Origin of the sequence: Cryobacterium psychrotolerans, assembly GCF_900101115.1 — a bacterium.
In the GTDB taxonomy this organism is placed as follows: domain Bacteria; phylum Actinomycetota; class Actinomycetes; order Actinomycetales; family Microbacteriaceae; genus Cryobacterium; species Cryobacterium psychrotolerans.
Genome location: NZ_FNFU01000005.1, coordinates 103410 through 120066, shown reverse-complemented (window position 1 = coordinate 120066; position 16657 = coordinate 103410). Strand labels below are relative to the sequence as shown.

16 protein-coding genes are annotated in these 16657 nt (G+C 66.4%); 4 read left to right on the top strand and 12 right to left on the bottom strand.

Translation table 11 applies throughout. The features are described 5' to 3' along the window. Positions 1-64 precede the first annotated feature (64 nt). The gene (locus BLQ39_RS06395) at positions 65-1234 is read right to left on the bottom strand and encodes an aminotransferase class V-fold PLP-dependent enzyme (protein WP_092322623.1); all 1170 of its coding nucleotides are present in this window, start codon (positions 1232-1234) and stop codon (positions 65-67) included. A gap of 101 nt (positions 1235-1335) precedes the next feature. Here BLQ39_RS06395 and BLQ39_RS06390 point away from each other — a divergent pair, with 101 nt between their 5' ends. Next, positions 1336-1875: a helix-turn-helix domain-containing protein gene (locus BLQ39_RS06390; protein WP_092322621.1), complete on the top strand. Its 540-nt coding sequence runs from the start codon at positions 1336-1338 to the stop codon at positions 1873-1875. A 75-nt stretch (positions 1876-1950) separates the two neighbouring features. Here the strand turns inward: BLQ39_RS06390 and BLQ39_RS06385 are convergent, their stop codons facing one another. Together BLQ39_RS06385 and BLQ39_RS06380 are read right to left on the bottom strand one after the other, a co-directional pair. After that, entirely contained in the window at positions 1951-3600 is a 1650-nt protein-coding gene (locus BLQ39_RS06385) for a thiamine pyrophosphate-binding protein (RefSeq protein ID WP_092322620.1), read from the bottom strand. Positions 3601-3727: 127 nt separating this feature from the next. Further along, the gene (locus tag BLQ39_RS06380) at positions 3728-5113 is read right to left on the bottom strand and encodes an MFS transporter (protein WP_092322618.1); all 1386 of its coding nucleotides are present in this window, start codon (positions 5111-5113) and stop codon (positions 3728-3730) included. A 148-nt stretch (positions 5114-5261) separates the two neighbouring features. Between BLQ39_RS06380 and BLQ39_RS06375 the strand changes: the two genes are divergently transcribed. Continuing rightward, positions 5262-5687 carry an acyl-CoA thioesterase gene (locus tag BLQ39_RS06375; protein WP_241986957.1) on the top strand — a complete coding sequence of 142 codons (426 nt, stop codon included), beginning with the start codon at positions 5262-5264 and terminating at the stop codon, positions 5685-5687. Between the two features lie 50 nt (positions 5688-5737). Here the strand turns inward: BLQ39_RS06375 and BLQ39_RS06370 are convergent, their stop codons facing one another. From BLQ39_RS06370 to BLQ39_RS06350, 5 genes are all read right to left on the bottom strand, one after another. Continuing rightward, complete coding sequence (locus BLQ39_RS06370; protein ID WP_092322617.1) at positions 5738-8143, bottom strand: bifunctional salicylyl-CoA 5-hydroxylase/oxidoreductase; 2406 nt, start codon at positions 8141-8143, stop codon at positions 5738-5740. Between the two features lie 28 nt (positions 8144-8171). Continuing rightward, positions 8172-9800, bottom strand: a complete 1629-nt coding sequence (locus BLQ39_RS06365; RefSeq protein ID WP_092322615.1) for an AMP-binding protein — start codon at positions 9798-9800, stop codon at positions 8172-8174. Between the two features lie 133 nt (positions 9801-9933). Then, positions 9934-10836, bottom strand: a complete 903-nt coding sequence (locus tag BLQ39_RS06360) for an acyl-CoA thioesterase (protein ID WP_092322614.1) — start codon at positions 10834-10836, stop codon at positions 9934-9936. Then, positions 10833-11270, bottom strand: a complete 438-nt coding sequence (locus BLQ39_RS06355; protein WP_092322612.1) for a cupin domain-containing protein — start codon at positions 11268-11270, stop codon at positions 10833-10835. Before BLQ39_RS06355 ends, BLQ39_RS06360 begins: the two co-directional genes overlap by 4 nt. Positions 11271-11330: 60 nt before the next feature. Continuing rightward, complete coding sequence (locus BLQ39_RS06350; RefSeq protein ID WP_092322611.1) at positions 11331-12182, bottom strand: fumarylacetoacetate hydrolase family protein; 852 nt, start codon at positions 12180-12182, stop codon at positions 11331-11333. Positions 12183-12445: 263 nt separating this feature from the next. Here BLQ39_RS06350 and BLQ39_RS06345 point away from each other — a divergent pair, with 263 nt between their 5' ends. Beyond that, entirely contained in the window at positions 12446-12814 is a 369-nt protein-coding gene (locus BLQ39_RS06345) for a RidA family protein (protein WP_092322763.1), read from the top strand. Here BLQ39_RS06345 and BLQ39_RS06340 read toward each other — a convergent pair. After that, the gene (locus BLQ39_RS06340) at positions 12798-13685 is read right to left on the bottom strand and encodes a PaaX family transcriptional regulator (RefSeq protein ID WP_092322609.1); all 888 of its coding nucleotides are present in this window, start codon (positions 13683-13685) and stop codon (positions 12798-12800) included. The two genes, BLQ39_RS06345 and BLQ39_RS06340, sit on opposite strands and share 17 nt — an antisense overlap. A 220-nt stretch (positions 13686-13905) precedes the next feature. Between BLQ39_RS06340 and BLQ39_RS06335 the strand changes: the two genes are divergently transcribed. Next, on the top strand, positions 13906-14742 hold the full coding sequence (locus BLQ39_RS06335; RefSeq protein WP_241986956.1) for a cyclase family protein: 837 nt from the start codon (positions 13906-13908) through the stop codon (positions 14740-14742). A gap of 178 nt (positions 14743-14920) precedes the next feature. Here the strand turns inward: BLQ39_RS06335 and BLQ39_RS15550 are convergent, their stop codons facing one another. The 3 genes from BLQ39_RS15550 to BLQ39_RS06315 all read right to left on the bottom strand — a co-directional run bounded on the left by BLQ39_RS15550 (position 14921) and on the right by BLQ39_RS06315 (position 16516). Further along, positions 14921-15310, bottom strand: coding sequence for a hypothetical protein (locus BLQ39_RS15550; RefSeq protein WP_135109370.1), 390 nt, complete (start codon positions 15308-15310; stop codon positions 14921-14923). Positions 15311-15474: 164 nt separating this feature from the next. Then, complete coding sequence (locus BLQ39_RS06320) at positions 15475-16149, bottom strand: RES family NAD+ phosphorylase (protein WP_092322603.1); 675 nt, start codon at positions 16147-16149, stop codon at positions 15475-15477. Continuing rightward, positions 16139-16516, bottom strand: a complete 378-nt coding sequence (locus BLQ39_RS06315) for a hypothetical protein (protein ID WP_135109368.1) — start codon at positions 16514-16516, stop codon at positions 16139-16141. Before BLQ39_RS06315 ends, BLQ39_RS06320 begins: the two co-directional genes overlap by 11 nt. Between the last annotated feature and the right edge of the window lie 141 nt (positions 16517-16657).

Sequence of the window (16657 nt, the reverse complement as noted above, 5' to 3'; positions counted from 1 at the left end):
CATATACGAGGTGGTTGGATGCTTGTCGGCAGGTGATCGTGGGCGGCGGCCCCGAGGCTGGCGCCTAGCGAACGGATCGGAACTGGCGAAGTGCCGCCAGTGCTGTCTCGATGTCCTCGGGCGTTGTGTAGTAGTGCAGGGACAGCCGGAGGATTTCGCCGCGAGGAGCGGTCACGATTCCCCGCTCGAAGAGCCATTGGGACAGCCTTGCGGGATCCTCGTCGTAGATTGCGACCTGCGGTCCCCGATGCTCTGGATCGGCCGGCCGACTCATCCGGATTCCAAGATCCGAGAGTCCTGCCGCGAGCTGGTCAGACAGCCGTGACACGTGCTCATACGCCTGTGCCTGGTCGACTCGCTCGAGAATCCCGAGACCCGCGTTCGCTGCGTACACGGCAGGTACGGCGGGTGTCCCGGCCTCGAACCGGCGCGCGGTTGTGGGGTAGTCGACGAGTTCCGGGTCAAACGCGAACGGGTCGACTCGACCGAACCAGCCGGTGAGTTCCGGTGATCGCTCGGAGGTGATCCCATCCTTCACATAGAGAAAGGCCACCCCGGCGAGACCGAGCATGTACTTCAGCGACCCGGTCACGAGATAGTCGCAGTCGAGTTCCTTGACGTCGATCGGAACCACGCCGGCACCTTGATAGGCATCAACGAACATCCGTGCACCCGCCGTGTGCGCAAGGTCCGTGATTTCCCTGAGCGGCGGGCGAGCGCCATCGTGATAGCTCACCAGCGGCGCCGAAACGAGGCTCAGCGAATCGTTGATGGCAGACTCCCACTCGACTGCGTTCAGCGCGTCGACTCGGTCGGAGATCATGTGCACCTGGGATCCCTGCGCCGCTTGCGCGCGCCAGACATGCCCCACCGAGGGGAATTCGAGAGCGGACGTCAGTATGCCCGGTCGCTCGTCCCAGCGGAAGCTGGAGGCCACCTGGTAGGCACCCTCCGATGCAGAAGAGACAATCGCAATCTCATCCGGGTCGGCGTTGATGAATCGCGCAAACCGTTCACGCAGTTTCTCGACCTCACCCATCCAGAGGCCCCATGGGGCGCCTGAATCGGTCAGGGAGCTGGTGAGGTCGCTCAGACTAGAATTCAGTTGCGTCGACAGGGCGCCCTGGCTGCAGCTGGCCAGGTGAACCATTTTTTCGAGCGGCGGAAACTGGCGTCGAAATTCTTCTGCGTCGAAGAGTTCTGCGGTTTGTACGGCGGTGGCTGATGTTTCCATGCTGGCGAGCCTATGCCCAGATGTTTAGTGTGGTCAACTGTTTTCAATGTGACTAATGTTTTCTTCAAAGGTCACGAGATGTCGCCGAAAGGAATGTGCCTGTGGACGGCTTTCGCATTCGGGAGTTGCGCGCCAACCGAGGGATGACCATTTCGGAGCTGGCGCTCGCGACGGAGGTGTCCGCCGGGCTGATCAGTCAGGTCGAGAGGGGGCGCTCCGATCCAAGCCTCGAAACACTGCGCAAGATCTCGCGCGCTCTGGACGTGCCCCTATTCGAGCTGTTTGAGCAGGAGCCCGAAGGTGGCGGCGTATCGGTGGTCAGAAAGGATCACCAGGTTCGCATCACGTCCCCCACAGCGGACATCACCTACTCCCGGCATTCCGCTGGAAACGGTCAGCTTGAGGTCCTGCGTGGATCCTTGAAGCCCGGGGGCGCCTCGAGTGCAGAGCCGTGGAGCCACCCGTCCGAAGAGTGCGTTGTCGTGATCGAGGGAGCCCTTGTCGCGGAGGTCCAGGGCAAGCGCTACAGCCTGGCAGAAGGCGACAGCTGTCATTTCAACTCCAGGCTTCCGCACCGGCTCATCAACGAGGGCAACGTCATGGCGACCTTCATCATCGCGGCGACGCCTCCCAGCTACTAGTCCGTCAGGGGATCAGCCTGTCAGCCGCGTGGGATACCGTGGTGCCCATGTTCGGAAGGGACCGCTCGGAGTAGGTCAGTGCCCCTTGAAGGCCTCCGCCAGCCACCAGGCTCCGCCGTCGCTGGCGATCTTGGCGTCAATGACCAGTGGCGCGTTCCGGGGCCCATCCAGCCAGCCCTGCACGGCGTCCAGGTCGGTGGGCGTGCGCACCGTGATGGCGTGCGCGCCGTAGCCGCGGGCGATGGCCGCCAGGTCTGAGTCGGGGAACGTGACCGTGTCGAGGTCCTCCTTCGCCGTGAAGTGGTGCACCTCGGCGCCGTAGGCCGCGTCGTTGTAGACGATGACGACCAGCGGCAGACTCAGCCGCACGGCTGTCTCCAGCTCGGAGATGCCCATCAGGAAGCCTCCGTCGCCGGTCCCCAGCACGGGCAACCGGTCCGGCCGGGCCAGCGCCGCACCGATGGCCGTGTACAGGCCCAGCCCGATCGATTGGAAGGCCTGGGTGAAGCAGAAGCCGAACTCGTCGGGAACGCTCAGGTGCGTGCTCGGGTAGCCCATGAAGTTGCCCGAGTCGATGGACAGGATGCGCTCGGCCGGCAGGATGCCGTCCAGGGCGATGCTCAGCACCCGGGGGTCGATGCGGCCCCCCATCGAGATGTCCTCCACCGGAACGTCCTGCCAGCGGGAGTGCTCGGCGATCAGCGTGGCGTTTCGCTCCGTGCGGTACTTCTCGTCGGCCGCCCCGCCGTGCTCCCGCAGTACGGCGAGGGCCTCCCGCGCGGTCGCCGCGCAATCGCCGAGCACACCGAGGTCGATGGGCCGGTTGGCGCCCAGGGCGCTGTCTTCGACGTCGACCTGCACGACGCGGGCACGCTCCGAGATCAGGGCGCCGTGGCGCATGGTCCACATGTTCAGCGTGCAGCCGAACCCGATGATCAGGTCGGCTTGGCTGATGAGTTCGGCGGTCTGCGGTGAGGAGAATCCGCCGGAGATGCCGAGGGAGAATCGCTCGCCGTTGAACAACCCGCTGGCCACGGCCGAGGTGGCCACGAGCGCGCCGGCCTGCTCTGCCAGCTCGAGGATCTCCGTGCGGGCGTCGCGCCCGCCGCGGCCGGCGACGAAGACCGGGCGCGCGGCGGCCTGGATCAGCCGGACCAGCTCGCGCACGGCCTCGTTCGAGGGACGCACCAGTTGGGCCGACGGGATGGCGGCCACGATGTCGGGCGTGCCCTCCGGGGCCGGAGCCGCCTGCACGTCGAGGGGAAGGTTCAGCACCACGGTGCGGCGTTCGCTGCGCGCCGTGCGGTAGGCCCGCACGGTGTCGGCGACGGCGCTGCCGGGGGAATGCACCCGCTCGGCCACGGCACCCACACTGCGGGCCAGTGCCTGCTGGTCGATCGTGAAATTCGAGCGCACGGCCGAGCCGGCCGTTTCAGCGGCCAGCACGATCATCGGCGTGCGGCTCTTGGCCGCTTCGCCGATTCCGGTCATGGCGTTGGTCAGCCCGCAGCCCTGGTGAACGGACACGACGGTGACCTCGCCGGACATCCGCGAATAGGCGTCGGCCATCGTGGCGGCGCCCCCCTCGTGCCGCGCGGCCACGTAGGTCACGCCATGGCGACGCAGGGCGTTCGTGACCTCGAAGTTGCCGCTGCCGACCACTCCAAAGGCGTGGCTCACTCCCAGCTGCGCCAGCGTCCGGCCGACCAGTTCCGCTACGTTCATTCGCTTGATCCACTTCTCTATCGGGCCTGCGGGGGTGGCCGCCGGCGCCTTGCGGAAGAGATCCGGAAGGCACCGACGGCCGGGCGTACAACGACACGCGTTGTATCAACTACACGTGTTGTATCAATTACACGGATGCCTGCGCGGGCGCGGTTTCGACCGCGGCGGCACCCTTCTGGGACTCCCCCGTGCGTGTGGACACGGAGGACACGACGATGGCACCCAGCACGGCCACGGCCGCGAAGACGTAGAAGTTGGCCTGGTAACCGAGCGCGGTGCTGGCGATGACGCCGCCGATGATCGGGCCCATCATGGCGCCGATGCGCCCGACGCCGAGCGACCAGCCCAGGGCCGTGGGGCTCAGGCGCTGCGGGTAGTGCGTGGCGCAGAAGCCGCCGACCAGGATCTGCGTTCCGACGCTGCCGAGGCCGGCGAAGGCCACCAGCACGAAGAGCAAGGCTACCGGCAGGTTGAGGCTGATCAGGAAGATCGAGATGCACGCCAGGATGAACGAGGCGGTGACGACCTTCTTGATGCCGATCCGGTCGGCCACCCACGACGCGCCGATCGAGCCCACGATCGCGCCGAGGTTGAGCACGAGGAGGAACGCGAGCGCGTGGCCGAGTTCGAAGCCGGCGCCGCGCATGATCTGCGGCAGCCAGGTGTTCAGGCCGTAGACCAGCAGCAGTCCGCAGAAGTTCGCGGCGGCGAAGAGGATCGTCGACCGGCGCCAGCGGGCGCTGAACAGGTCTTTCAGGCTCGACTGCCGGGCCGGCACGGCGGCGGCCGAAGCGCCGGCCCGTGCGTCAACGGCCGGTGCGTCGGTGACGATGTCCGCGTAGACGAGGCCGAACCGGTCGGCCGTCGCCCGGGCCTCGGCCGGCGAACGCCGGTTCGCGAGGAAGGCGATGGACTCGGGGAGGTACTTGTAGGCGATCGGCAGCAGGGTGACGAGCGGGAGGGCGCCGATTGCGTAGAGCCAGCGGAAGTCCAGTGCCGGAAGGGTCGACATCGCGAGCACGGCCGCGGCCACGCCGCCGACGGAGTAGCCGCTGAACATGAGCGCGTTGGCGATCTGGCGCCGTGTCTTCGGTGCGTACTCCACGGTCAGCGCGATGCAGGTCGGCACGACGCCGCCCAGGCCAAGCCCGGTCAGGAAACGCAGCACCGCGAATACGGTCTCGTTCGGCGCCGCGGCCGTAGCGAGCATGCACACGGAGAACCAGGCGATGCAGAACAGCATGATCTTGCGGCGGCCGAGCACGTCGGTCAACGCTCCGACGGTCAGCGTGCCGATCAGCATTCCGATCAGCGCGAGGCTGCCGATCAGGCCGGCCTGGGCCGGGTCGATGTTCCAGGTGGGGTGAGCCAGCAGGGTCGGCACCGTCGCGCCGAAGACGACGAGGTCGTAGCCGTCGAAGACAATGGTGAAGAAGCAAAGCGCGAGCACAAGGCCACCGCTCCGTTTCGGCAGGGCCTTCGTGGCGGCCGGTGTGGCGTGGGATTGCGTCATGAACTCTTCCTTGAGTCGGGGCAATGCAGGGCGGGGTCATGGACGGAGCGCCCACTGCCCCCCAACCATACACTTTCACTTACGACCGTCAAGCAATCGCAATAGAGTTTCCGAAAGCCGGAACACGACAGACCACGGGAGCTCACACATGACGATCACCACGACACCCTCCAGCTGCAGCATTAACCGCAGGGTGGAGTGGGTAGACACGGATGCCGGGGGTCACCAGCACAATTCGGTGCTGCTGCGCTGGGCCGAATCGTGCGAGGCGGAGCTCTTCCGCGGGCTGGGCCTGCCGGAGTACTTCCCGCGCGCACCGCGGGTTCAGCAGAGCGTCAACTTCACGGCACGGCTGTGGTTCGGCCAGCGGGTGACCACGACCGTGACGCTCGAGAAGATCGGCCGCACCTCGATGGCGTTCCGCTTCGACGCGTACGGCCACGAGTTCGAGGGGCGGGAAGGCAGCCCAGCCGCGCACGGCACCTTCGTCACCGTCTACATCGCCCCCGGCCAGGACCAGGCCGGACCCTGGCCGCAGCACTTCCTCGACAGGCTCACCCCCGACACGAAGTAGCGCGCCCGCCTCCCGCCGGGGGAAGCGAGCGCGCCGCCGGGCGGTACCGGCTACACCGTCACGGACTCCACGCTCTCCGGGGCCCGGTCGGCCGGCTGCGGCAGCCAGCGAACGTGGTGACCCTGCTCGGTCGGCTCATCGTGGCGCACCAGCTCCAGCCGGGGCCGCACGGCCTCGGTGCGCGCCGTCGGCGGTTTGCGTCGCCCGGCCCGGAACTGCAGTGGCCACTCTGCCCCCGGGCCGACATACTCCTGCTCCGCCGCGGCGTGCAGCGTCCACTTGGTGTCGTAGAGGTGCGAGCGGCCCAGGGCGCACATGTCCGCCCGGCCGGCCAGCAGGATGGAGTTCATGTCGTCGTAGGAGGAAATCGCGCCGACGGCGATGACGCTCGCTCCGTACTTGACCGCCACCTCATTTCGGATGCGGTCCGCGAACGGGGTCTGGTAGCTCCGGCCGTAGGCCGGACGTTCCGCCTTGCTGACCTGCCCGGTCGACACGTCGATCGCGTCGGCGCCGTGCTTCACGAAGGCCTCGGCGATCGCCACGGCGTCGTCCTCGGTGTTCCCACCGTCCACCCAGTCGGTGGCCGAGATGCGCACGCTCATCGGGCGCTCGGCGGGCCAGACCGCCCGCACGGCGTCGAACACCTCCAGCGGATACCGCAGCCGGTTCTCCAGGCTGCCGCCGTAGGCATCCGTTCGCTGATTCGCCAACGGCGACAGGAAGGAGGACAGCAGGTAGCCGTGGGCGCAGTGCACCTCGAGCAGATCGAAGCCGGCGTCGGCCGCCCGCCGGGCGGCGCTCACGAACTCGTCGCGGACGGCATCCATGTCGGCCCGGGTGATCTCCCGGGGAGTGGCGCTCTCCGGTCCGTAGGCAATGGCGGAGGGGCTGATTGTCTCCCAGCCGCCCTCCTCGAGGGGAACGTCGATGCCCTCCCACATCAGCCTGGTTGAGCCCTTCCTGCCGGAATGGCCCAGCTGCACGCCGATTTTCGCGTTGGACCGCTCGTGCACGAAGCCCACGATCTCCCGCCAGCTCTCGCGCTGCGGGTCGGTGTACAGGCCGCTGCAGCCGGGGGTGATCCGCCCCTCCGGCGAGACGCACACCATTTCCGTCATCACGAGCCCCGCACCGCCTATGGCCAGGGAGCCCAGATGCACGAGGTGGAAGTTGCCGGGGACACCCTCGTCGGCGGAGTACATGTCCATCGGGGAGACGATGACCCGGTTGGGCAGTTCCAGCTCGCCCAGGCGGTGCGGCTGGAACATGGCCGGCGCGACCTCGCCCGCGCCCTGGCGCGCAGCGAAATCGGCGTCGACGAGGGCGGCGAAGCCGGGGTCGCGCAGCTTGAGGTTGTCGTGGGTGATCCGGCGGCTGCGGGTCAGCAGGTTGAAACAGAACTGAATCGCGTCCTGGTCCTTGTACTGGCCGATGTTCTCGAACCATTCGAGGCTGGCCTGGGCCGCGCGCTGCGTCGATTCGACCACGGGCCGGCGTTCCGTCTCGTAGGCGGCGAGGGCATCCTCGACCTCGGCGTGCTCGTGCAGGCAGGCCGCGAGGGCGAGGGCATCCTCCATGGCCAGCTTGGTGCCGGAACCGATCGAGAAGTGCGCGGTGTGGGCCGCGTCGCCCAGCAGCACGATGTTGTTGTGGCGCCAGTTTTCGTTCCGCACGGTGGTGAAGTTGATCCACTTCGAGTTGTTGGAGAGCACCTCGTGGCCCTGCAGCTCCTCGGCGAAAATCTCGCGGATCTTCGCGATGGATCCCTCGTCGCTGACCCCGGGCGGGAAGGCCTTGTTCGCGCTGGCGCCGAAGCCGGCGCGTTCCCACACGTCCGGGTGCATCTCCACGATGAAGGTGCTGCCCTGGTCGGAGTACGGGTAGCCGTGGATCTGCATGATGCCGTACTCGGTCTCCTTGACGAAGAACTTGAACGCCTCGAAGACCTGCGTCGTGCCGAGCCACATGTACTTGGAGGTGCGCAGGTCCAGCGTCGGCTTGAAGGAGTCGGCGTAGCGGGTGCGGATGCCCGAATTCAGCCCGTCCGCGGCCAGCACCAGGTCGTAGTCACGGCTGAGCTCCTCCACGTCGGGGGGCATGGTCGAGAATCGCACGTCCACGCCGAGAACGATCGCCCGCAGCTGCAGGAGCCGGAGCAGTTCCTTGCGACTCATCGCCGCGAAGCCCTGACCGCCGACCGTGTGCGCTTCACCCTTGAAGTGCACGTCAATGTCGGTCCAGCGGGCGAACTGGCTCGCCATCTCGGCGGCGATGACGGTGTCGGCGTTCTCGATCCCGCCGAGCGTCTCGTCGCTGAAGACCACGCCGAAGCCGAACGTGTCGTCGGCGGCGTTGCGCTCCCAGACGACGATTTCGTGTTCCGGCTTGAGCTGCTTCATCAGGGCGGAGAAGTAGAGCCCTCCGGGGCCTCCGCCGATTACTGCAATACGCATGGGACGTCCTTTCTCAGACATCGTGTTCTCAGGCATCGTTCGCGACCAGGCGGTCGCGCAACTGGAAGTGCTGGAGTTTGCCGCTGGGGTTGCGCGGCAGTTCGGTCACGAAGGTGACCTCGCGCGGGTATTTGTAGGGGGCGATAGTCTGCTTGACGAAGTCCTGGAGCTCCTTGCGCTTGGCGTCGTCGCCCGGCACGCCCTCACGCAGGACCACGTACGCGCTGACGATGCTGCCGCGGTCCGCGTCGGGTCTGCCGATCACGGCGCTTTCGACCACGTCGTCGTGCTGGCCGAGCGCCGCCTCGACCTCGGGCGCGCCGATGTTGTAGCCGGAGGAGACGATCATGCTGTCCGAGCGGGCCTCGTACCAGAAGTAGCCGTCTTCGTCGCGGCGGAAGGTGTCACCGGTGACGTTCCAGCCGTTCTTGACGTAGTTGAGCTGGCGGTCGTCGTTGAGGTAGCGGCAGCCGGTTGGGCCGATCACGGCCAGGCGGCCGAGCTGGTTCACCAGCGCCTCGTTGCCGTCCTCATCCATCACCATCGCGCGGAATCCGGCGACGGCCTTGCCCGTGGCGCCGGGGCGGATCTCGTCGTCGGCGGCGGAGATGAAGACGTGCAGCATCTCGGTCGATCCGATGCCGTTGATCAGCTTCAGCCCGGTCTTCTCGAGCACCTCGGCCCAGACCGAGCCGGGCAGGTGCTCGCCGGCGGAGATGGCTCGGCGGATGCCGCGGAGCAGGTCGGCCTTGCCGCCCCGCAGGATCGCCCGGTAGGCGGTGGGTGCCGTGGAGAGGATGGTGACCCCGGCCGCGTGGGTGAGTTCCGCGAGCTCAACGGGGGTGGCGCGCTCGATCAGCAGCGAGGAGGCGCCGAACCGCAGCGGGAAGACGACGAGGCCGCCGAGGCCGAACGTGAACGCCAGGGGCGGGGAGCCGGAGAAGACGTCGTCGACCGTGGGTTGCAGGATGAGGCGGGCGAAGGTGTCGGCGTTGGCCAGGATGTCGCGGTGGAAGTGCATGGTGATCTTGGGCGTGCCGGTGGTTCCCGACGTGGGGCCCAGCAGGGCGACATCATCCGCTGCCGTCTGCACGTTGACGAACGCGCCGGACTTCGTCGCGCACCGGGCGACCAGGTCGTCCGCCGCCGCACCGCCGTAGGCGATCAGTGCCAGCTTCGGGCCGGCGGCCGCGTGCAGCTCGTCGGCGAAACGATGGTCGCTGATTCCGACGACCGGCCCGGTGAGTGCGATGAGCGCTTCGATTTCCTGGGCGCGCAGGGCCTGCATGGTGGTGACGACGACCCCGCCTGCCTTCAGCACGCCGAGCCAGCAGGCCACCAGCCACGGGTTGTTCGGCCCGCGCAGCAGCACCCGGTTGCCCGGGACCACCCCGAAGTCCTCGGTCAGCACCTGGGCAACCTGGTTGGCCTTCGTGAGCAGGTCGCCGTAGGTCCAGCGGATGCCGTCCGGCGTGAGCAGGCACGGCCGGTCGGCGCCGAACGTGGCGACGGCATCGTCGATGAGCACGGTGGCCGCGTTCAGCCGGTCCGGGTACTGCAGCTCCGGGAGTGTAAACTCGATGGTGGGCCACAGCTCGGAGGGGGGCAGGTTGTCTCGGGCGAATGTATCCACGTGAGCCGAAGCGCTGAGATCCATCGGGCACCTTTCCTTCCGTGCGACCGCGGCCCGGGACGTCTCTGTGCCGGACCCGCCGCTGTTCGTTGACGTTAGCGTATATGTCATGTGCGTGACGGTCGTAACGAATACGCCACGTTTTCAGGCTGGCTGTCTATTCCTGCCTGAGCTTCCGGATCATGCCCTCCTGCGCCACGGTCGCCAGCAAGACGCCGTCGCGGGAGTAGAAGTGCCCGGTGGCGAGCCCTCGGCTGCGCTGCGTGGAGACCGCCTCCTGCACATAGAGCACCCAGTCGTCCATCCGCCCCTCGCGGTGGAACCACATCGAGTGGTCGAGGCTGGCCGTGACGAGTCCGGCATCCGCCCAGGCGCTGCCCTGTTCGCGCAGCACGGGCTCCAGGATCGTGTAGTCGCAGACGTAGGCGAGCGCGGCCCGCCGCACGTGCGGGTCATCCGGTAGCTCCTCGAAGGCCTTGATCCAGACCGCCTGGTGCGGCAGCCGGTCCGCCCCGGACTGCAGGTAGACCGGGGACGACACGTGGCGCATATCGAAGCTGCGACCCGATCCCCAGTAATCGGCGGCCGGTCCCTCGACGCCCGCGAGGGTCTCCCCCGACGACGGCAGATCTTCCGGCTGGGGCAGCTGGTCCCGGTAGGGCAGGGGCATTTCCGCGGCGAACTCCGGTCCCTCCTCGGGCACGTGGAATGACGCCAGGGCCGCGTAGACGACCTTGCCGTTCTGGTACGCGCGAACCTGGCGGGTCGAATAGGAGCGGCCGTCCCGCAGATGCTCCACCTCGTAGCGAAGCGGCTGCAGAATGTCGGCCGGCCGCATGAAATAGCTGTGCATCGAGTGCAGCTCGCGGTCGGCGTCGACGCTTCGCATCGCCGCCATCGCCGCCTGGGCCACCAGGTCGCCGCCGTAGGCCTTGGGCCACGGCACGTACTGGGTGACGGCGGTGAAGGCCTGGTCGAAGTGCTCCGGCTCGGTCGGCTCCAGCTCGATGGCCGCGAGGAAACGTGCCGCGCTCAGCGCGGCCTCAGCCGTGTCACTCATGCGCGGCGATAGCCCTCAAGGCTGGAGTCGTCCACATCGGCCAGGTTGATCACGATGTTGTCCGGGGTGCGCGTGGTCAGCCAGACGAGGTCCTCGGTGGTGCTCATGTTGACCTCGACGTGCGGCATGAACGGCGGCACGAAGACGAAGTCACCCTCGCTCATGTCGATGAACTCGGAGTAGTTCTCGCCGAAGTAGATGCGGCCCAGCCCCTTGAGAACATAACCGCCGGTCTCCGCCTCGCCGTGGTGGTGCGGCAGCGAGCGGTAGCCCGGAAGGTTGGTGACCTTGCCGAACCAGATCTTGGTGGCCGGCGTGTGCTGGATGCTGACGCCGGAGACGCGGTGCGCTCCGCCGGACTGTCCGGTGTCGCCGTACTCGTGGCCCTGGCGAGTCACAACGGGAACGATCTTCTCGGTAACGATGTCTGACATGGTCAGCCCCTTCTTAACGGTCGGTTCGTGGGTGGTGCGGGTGGCTTGGAGTGGTGCGGTTCAGTTCAGGACCGGCTCGCGCACGGGCATCCGCACCCGGTTTCGCAGTTCGCCGATTCCCTCGATGGCCGTCACGAGCACATCGCCGTCGGCGAGGAATCTCGGGGGCTTGCGGGCCATGCCCACTCCCCCGGGCGTGCCGGTGAGCACGACATCGCCGGGGCGCAGCACGGTGAATGTGGAGATGTAGGAGATCAGTGCTGCGGCGTCGAAGACGAGGGTTGAGGTGCAGCCCTCCTGCACCACCTCACCGTTGACGGTGCAGGTGATCGCCAGGCCCGACTCGGGGCTGCACTCGTCTGCGGTCACCAGCACCGGGCCGAGCGGCGTGCTGGCGTCGAACGCCTTGCCCTGCAGCCACTGCAGCGTGCGCCGCTGCCAATCCCGCATCGAGACGTCGTTGGCGACGGTGTACCCGGCGATGGCCGCGGATGCCTCCTCCGGCGTGCATTTGTAGACCTCGGCGCCGACCACAACGGCCAGCTCGGCCTCCCAGTCGATCTCGGTGGACTCGCCGTCGAGCACGAGTTCCGCGTAGGGGCCCGTGAGCGTGTCGGCGAACTTGGCGAACAGGGTGGGGAACGGCGGCAGCTCCCGCCCGAGCTCGCGGATGTGCTCGGAGTAGTTGTGGCCGCAGCAGAGGACCTTCGACGGGGCGGGGATGACGGCACGGTAGTCGGCATCCCGCACACTCACGGCGGGTTCGTCAGCCAGGTGCGCCTCCACGACCTGGCGCCAGTCCGGCTGCTTCAGGAGCGCGCCGACATCGGCGGCGGGGAGCGACACGAAGAGCCCGTTAACCTCGACGGCGGCCGTCGAGGAGCCGTTGACCTCTAGGGTTGCTAGCCTCATCGCAGTTGCACCTCAGTCTTCATTGAATGATTTGGCGTGTTTTGTGTATTGACGCGTGTCTGTGTTGCGCTTTCATGACGAACGTTATGAAAAGAGTATATGCTCCTGAAATTAGCACAATAGGCGACTCGAGGGAATGCCCAACGGCACTGCCGCGATCGAATTGCTGCTGACACGTACGCCACTTGCACGCATCCGCATCATCGCTCGCATCACCACGAAGGAGACCGCACGTGACCCACCGCCTCGTCAATCCCGCCCACATGGCCGCCCCCTCCGGCTTCTCGCACGGGGTGCTCGCCGGCAACACCCTGTATCTGGGAGGGCAGACCGCGATGGACGCCGACGGCGCCATCGTGCCCGGGGGCATCGTGGCCCAGTTCCGCCAGTGCTTCCAGAACGTTCTGGATATCTTGACGGAGGCCCGCGGCACGCCCGACGATCTCGTCTCGGTGACGATCTACCTGACCGACGTCGAGGACTACCAGGCAAACGGGCGCGAAATAGGGCGGGTCTGGCGCGAACTGGCCGGAACCCGATACCCCGCAATGGCCGGCATCGGCGTCACGAAGCTCTGGCAGCCCGAGGCTCTGATCGAGATCCAGGGCGTGGCCGTCATTTCTGGTGAATAGTCCCGGCCACGTAGCCGTGGGCCAGCGGACCCAGCAAACTGTGCAGGGACCCGAACAGCGCCTCGGCCGACACGCCATTCCAGTCGGCGGGCAGGTATTCCAGGGGCAGGCCCGGGTCGAGGTACGGTAGCCGCCGCCACTCGGTGAACATCGGAACGTAGTCAGTGAAGGCATCCTTCATGTTCGCCGCGTTGGCCGTGTTGTCCGTGCCGGCCGCTGCCGACTGTGCGAGCCTGGTCTGCCAGCGGCTGAGGAGGCCGTCGTAGCGCTCGACGAAGTCTGCGTACATCCGGTCGAGCGCGTCCAAGTCCCACCAGGCGGCGACCTTGGTGTACAGCTCCCCCGCTCCGAGGTGGTCGGCACTGAAGAAGTCCACGTACTGCTCCAGGCCGAGTCGCCGCAGTTGCACCCGGGTCTGCTTCCAGCTCTTGGCGGGTGCGATCCAGACGCCGGGCGTCACCGAACCGTAACCGAGGCGTGTCAGCTCGGACCGAAGCACGTGCCGCTTCGCCCGGATCGATTCGGGAATAGAGAACACCGCCAGCAGCCATTTGTCCTCGATCGTCGCACGGACCGGCGCGAAGATGCGCGTGTCGCCTTCGGCAAACATCTGCACGCTGCCGGCGGAGATCGCATAGGTGGCCACGCCGTCGTTCCGCCGGCTCTCCAGCACACCCCGGCGCTTAAGCCGCGACACGGAGGAGCGCACCCCGGCGGCCTCGACGCCCAAGTCGCCCATCAGCCGAACGAGCGCCGCAACGGGAAGCGAAACGCCCTCTTCACGCGCATACAGTCCGTAGATCGTGACGATCAGCTGCTGGTGCCGCGGGCTCACAGTCGCTTCGGCCCCGCCCGTGTCGGACGACCTCACGGCCGTGACCTCGCTGCGTCGGCACGGTACTCGTCGGGTTCAATCATTGCCCTAGAGTATCCCCAGATCCGCGCCCGCCACGCTGCCTGCATCCGCTCAGGTGGCCGCACGGCGCCGGAGCCGGAACTGCACAGGTCGCTAACTTGACGACCGTAATAGAAGCTTGACATGTGAACGCGCTGCTGACACGATCTAGTCCACAGAAGGACAGACGCGGTCGATGGAAGATGGGACACGGGATATGATTGTTGTGCACGAAAGCTCGCTATTGTCTGGCTTCGCAGATGCAATCCAAACCGAAGCGGTCGAGATCATCGACCTTACGACCCGGCTCAGCGCCGCGACGCCCGCGTTGCGGCTTCCGGCTCCCTTCGCCAACCTCGTCGACTTCAGTCTTGAGGAAGTCAGCGCGTACAACGACCCCGGTCCGTATTGGAAGCACAACAACATCCACACCGGGGAGCACGTCGGGACGCACATCGATGCGCCCATCCACTGGATCTCGGGCCGCGACAGTCACGACGTGGCCAGCATCCCGCTCAAGAAACTCATCGGATCTGCGTCGGTCATGGACCTGAGCGCGGAGGCAGAAAACAACCCGGATTTCCTGCTCGAGGTCGAGCATGTGAAGGCGTGGGAGATGGAACACGGGCAGCTCGCGGAGAACACGTGGCTGCTGTTCCGCACCGGGTGGGACCAGTATTCTTCGGACGAGGCCAGGTTCCTTAACGCCGATGAGACGGGGCCCCACACGCCGGGGGTTTCGGTCGAATGCGCCAAATGGCTCGCCGACGAGACCAAGATCTCGGGATTCGGCGTCGAAACCGTGGGCATCGACGCTGGCGGGGCCGCGGGCTTGGATCCCGCGTTCCCGATGCACTATTTCCTACTGGGCAAGAACAAATACGGACTGACTTCGTTGCAGAACCTCGCCCAGCTTCCACCCGTGGGTAGCATGATCGTCGTCAGCCCGCTGCCCATCGTTGGCGGTACGGGTAGTCCCACACGGGTGTTCGCACTCGTAGACAGGGCGGCGGAGTCGCGAATGCGTTTATAGGTGGATCTCCGTTCAGGTGGCACCTGGCGAGGGGTTTCGGAACAGCCCAGGAGCTCGCTCAGATCCGACTTCACCGCCGTTTGGCACGACGCGACGAGCATCTGGCCGATCCCGTTACCAGTCATGCTGTCGCAGCACCCCATTCCCCAGCATCTCCGCGATGGCGTGCGCCGGTCAACTAAAAGAGTTGCAGCCGGTGGATCCGATTGATCACCGCGGCCGGACGGACCTGAAAAGCCATCTCAATGTGTAGCTTCGCGACCCGGGCAGCATTCCGAGCATCCTCGACGGTCAGCCTGTCTGTCGGCATGCGCTCAATGATCTCCAGCATCGCCAGCCGCACGACCATTGACTCGATGGGCACATGCGGCTTTCCCCGATGAGCCCTCGCCCGGTTCTCCATCTCCGCATCGACGACATAACGCGCACTATTGCGGCGCACCTGTGCCACGACAGCTTTCACGAGGCGTTCAAACTGCGCCTGCCGCTCTTCGCGTGGAGCCACTGCCTTCGTGGCCCGCACGGCCGCAGCGACGTCGCGGCTGGTCAGCAGGTCGACGCGGCGCATCCGTTCGGTTACGAGCTCGACAGCTGAGCTGCGCGGGATGGTGCTCGACCGCTACGGGCTGGGCGAAGGCGCCGGCCAGACTCAGAGGCCCGATTCCGAAAGTGGCTACCAGCCCTGACGGCCCTCTTGGCCGACCCTGCTCGAGCCGCCGTCAACAGCGAAACCTACGCAATTGACATGCCGAAGAGTTCGAGCACCTTCCTGAGCGCCGGATCTGTCGGATCCACCGGGGCTGACGAGCGAACCTCAACGGGTGTGCCGTCAAAAATCGCCCAGCACTCGAAGTCACCGAGCCGGGACACGTAGCGGATCCCCGCGTAGAGCGGGAGTGCATGTTCGTCGGTACGGGAATAGAGCCAGCTTGCGATCGCGCGCGTCAGGAGCCGGTTCGGACCCCGCACGGCAGCGACATCAAGGTTTTCCAACCCCTGGTGCAGGAGAACCGTCGCGGCTTGCTCGGTGAGGTAGGCGTGGGTGGCCGGCGATTCGATATCAACGAACGGTAGCGATCCCGTCTCGTCGAAGGTCCGCAGCCTTCGTGTGTTGAGCCAGGCCGCAGGGACCTGCCCGGGGAGTACTCGGCCCGGTTCCGGCGTGAGCTTGTTGAACGCTCCGACCATGGACGCGCGTGGACGGAAACCGGCCAATGTTTCAGCGAAGCCGCCGTCGGCTTTCGTCGCGCCATAGAGGACACCAGCGCCGGGGATGTCGAACCGGTTCCCGGCTCGGTCATTCATCACATCGACGGGGTTGAGCAGGGAGAAGCGAAGAGCCGGGTCGGTGCGCTCAACCCGCCACAGCGGGGATGGGGCGAAGACCAGGGCAAGTTCAACCGGCATTAACGAACGCGCGCGCGGCAGCCATCACATCACGGACTCGGCCCTCGGCGATTAACTCTGCCGGCGCCGCGTCGTCCAACTGCGGGTTCATTCCGATGAACCATGCGCGCACGACCTCATCCGGGTCAACCTCTGCCAGGAGCTCGACGACTTGGAACGTGTCTCGCAGCAGGCGTTGTTCTTGTAGAGGAGGCTTCGCTTCGCCTGCAACCCACCGCGAGACCTGCCGGGGGGTCTTGCTGGTTATGATCGCGACTACATCACGCCCGAGAACCTCCTGAAGGCGCGTCACGATCGACGTCGACGACAACTGCACCGAGGCCTTGTGCGCCGAGCGCCGCAGTGGGCGCATTGCCAGATTTGTCATGCACTTAGCGTACCAATCAAACACCCCATAAGACAGGGCTGCGTCACACGATAAGTCACCTAATACCGACAGTGACGGTCAGCGCTGACGCTCATCCTGCGCTACGCACCCCCACTCCCACCGCGAGACCAGAAAGTGAGC

Bases quoted from the DNA above. Each gene is read 5' to 3' on its own strand.
- BLQ39_RS06365 (WP_092322615.1), bottom strand. From the start codon at position 9,800: ATGGATCTCAGCGCTTCGGCTCACGTGGATACATTCGCCCGAGACAAC.
- BLQ39_RS06315 (WP_135109368.1), bottom strand. From the start codon at position 16,516: ATGACAAATCTGGCAATGCGCCCACTGCGGCGCTCGGCGCACAAGGCC.
- BLQ39_RS06370 (WP_092322617.1), bottom strand. From the start codon at position 8,143: ATGCGTATTGCAGTAATCGGCGGAGGCCCCGGAGGGCTCTACTTCTCC.
- BLQ39_RS06350 (WP_092322611.1), bottom strand. From the start codon at position 12,182: ATGAGGCTAGCAACCCTAGAGGTCAACGGCTCCTCGACGGCCGCCGTC.
- BLQ39_RS06380 (WP_092322618.1), bottom strand. From the start codon at position 5,113: ATGACGCAATCCCACGCCACACCGGCCGCCACGAAGGCCCTGCCGAAA.
- BLQ39_RS06360 (WP_092322614.1), bottom strand. From the start codon at position 10,836: ATGAGTGACACGGCTGAGGCCGCGCTGAGCGCGGCACGTTTCCTCGCG.
- BLQ39_RS06335 (WP_241986956.1), top strand. From the start codon at position 13,906: ATGGAAGATGGGACACGGGATATGATTGTTGTGCACGAAAGCTCGCTA.
- BLQ39_RS06345 (WP_092322763.1), top strand. From the start codon at position 12,446: ATGGCCGCCCCCTCCGGCTTCTCGCACGGGGTGCTCGCCGGCAACACC.
- BLQ39_RS06395 (WP_092322623.1), bottom strand. From the start codon at position 1,234: ATGGAAACATCAGCCACCGCCGTACAAACCGCAGAACTCTTCGACGCA.
- BLQ39_RS06355 (WP_092322612.1), bottom strand. From the start codon at position 11,270: ATGTCAGACATCGTTACCGAGAAGATCGTTCCCGTTGTGACTCGCCAG.
- BLQ39_RS06375 (WP_241986957.1), top strand. From the start codon at position 5,262: ATGACGATCACCACGACACCCTCCAGCTGCAGCATTAACCGCAGGGTG.
- BLQ39_RS06385 (WP_092322620.1), bottom strand. From the start codon at position 3,600: ATGAACGTAGCGGAACTGGTCGGCCGGACGCTGGCGCAGCTGGGAGTG.
- BLQ39_RS06320 (WP_092322603.1), bottom strand. From the start codon at position 16,149: ATGCCGGTTGAACTTGCCCTGGTCTTCGCCCCATCCCCGCTGTGGCGG.
- BLQ39_RS15550 (WP_135109370.1), bottom strand. From the start codon at position 15,310: ATGCGCCGCGTCGACCTGCTGACCAGCCGCGACGTCGCTGCGGCCGTG.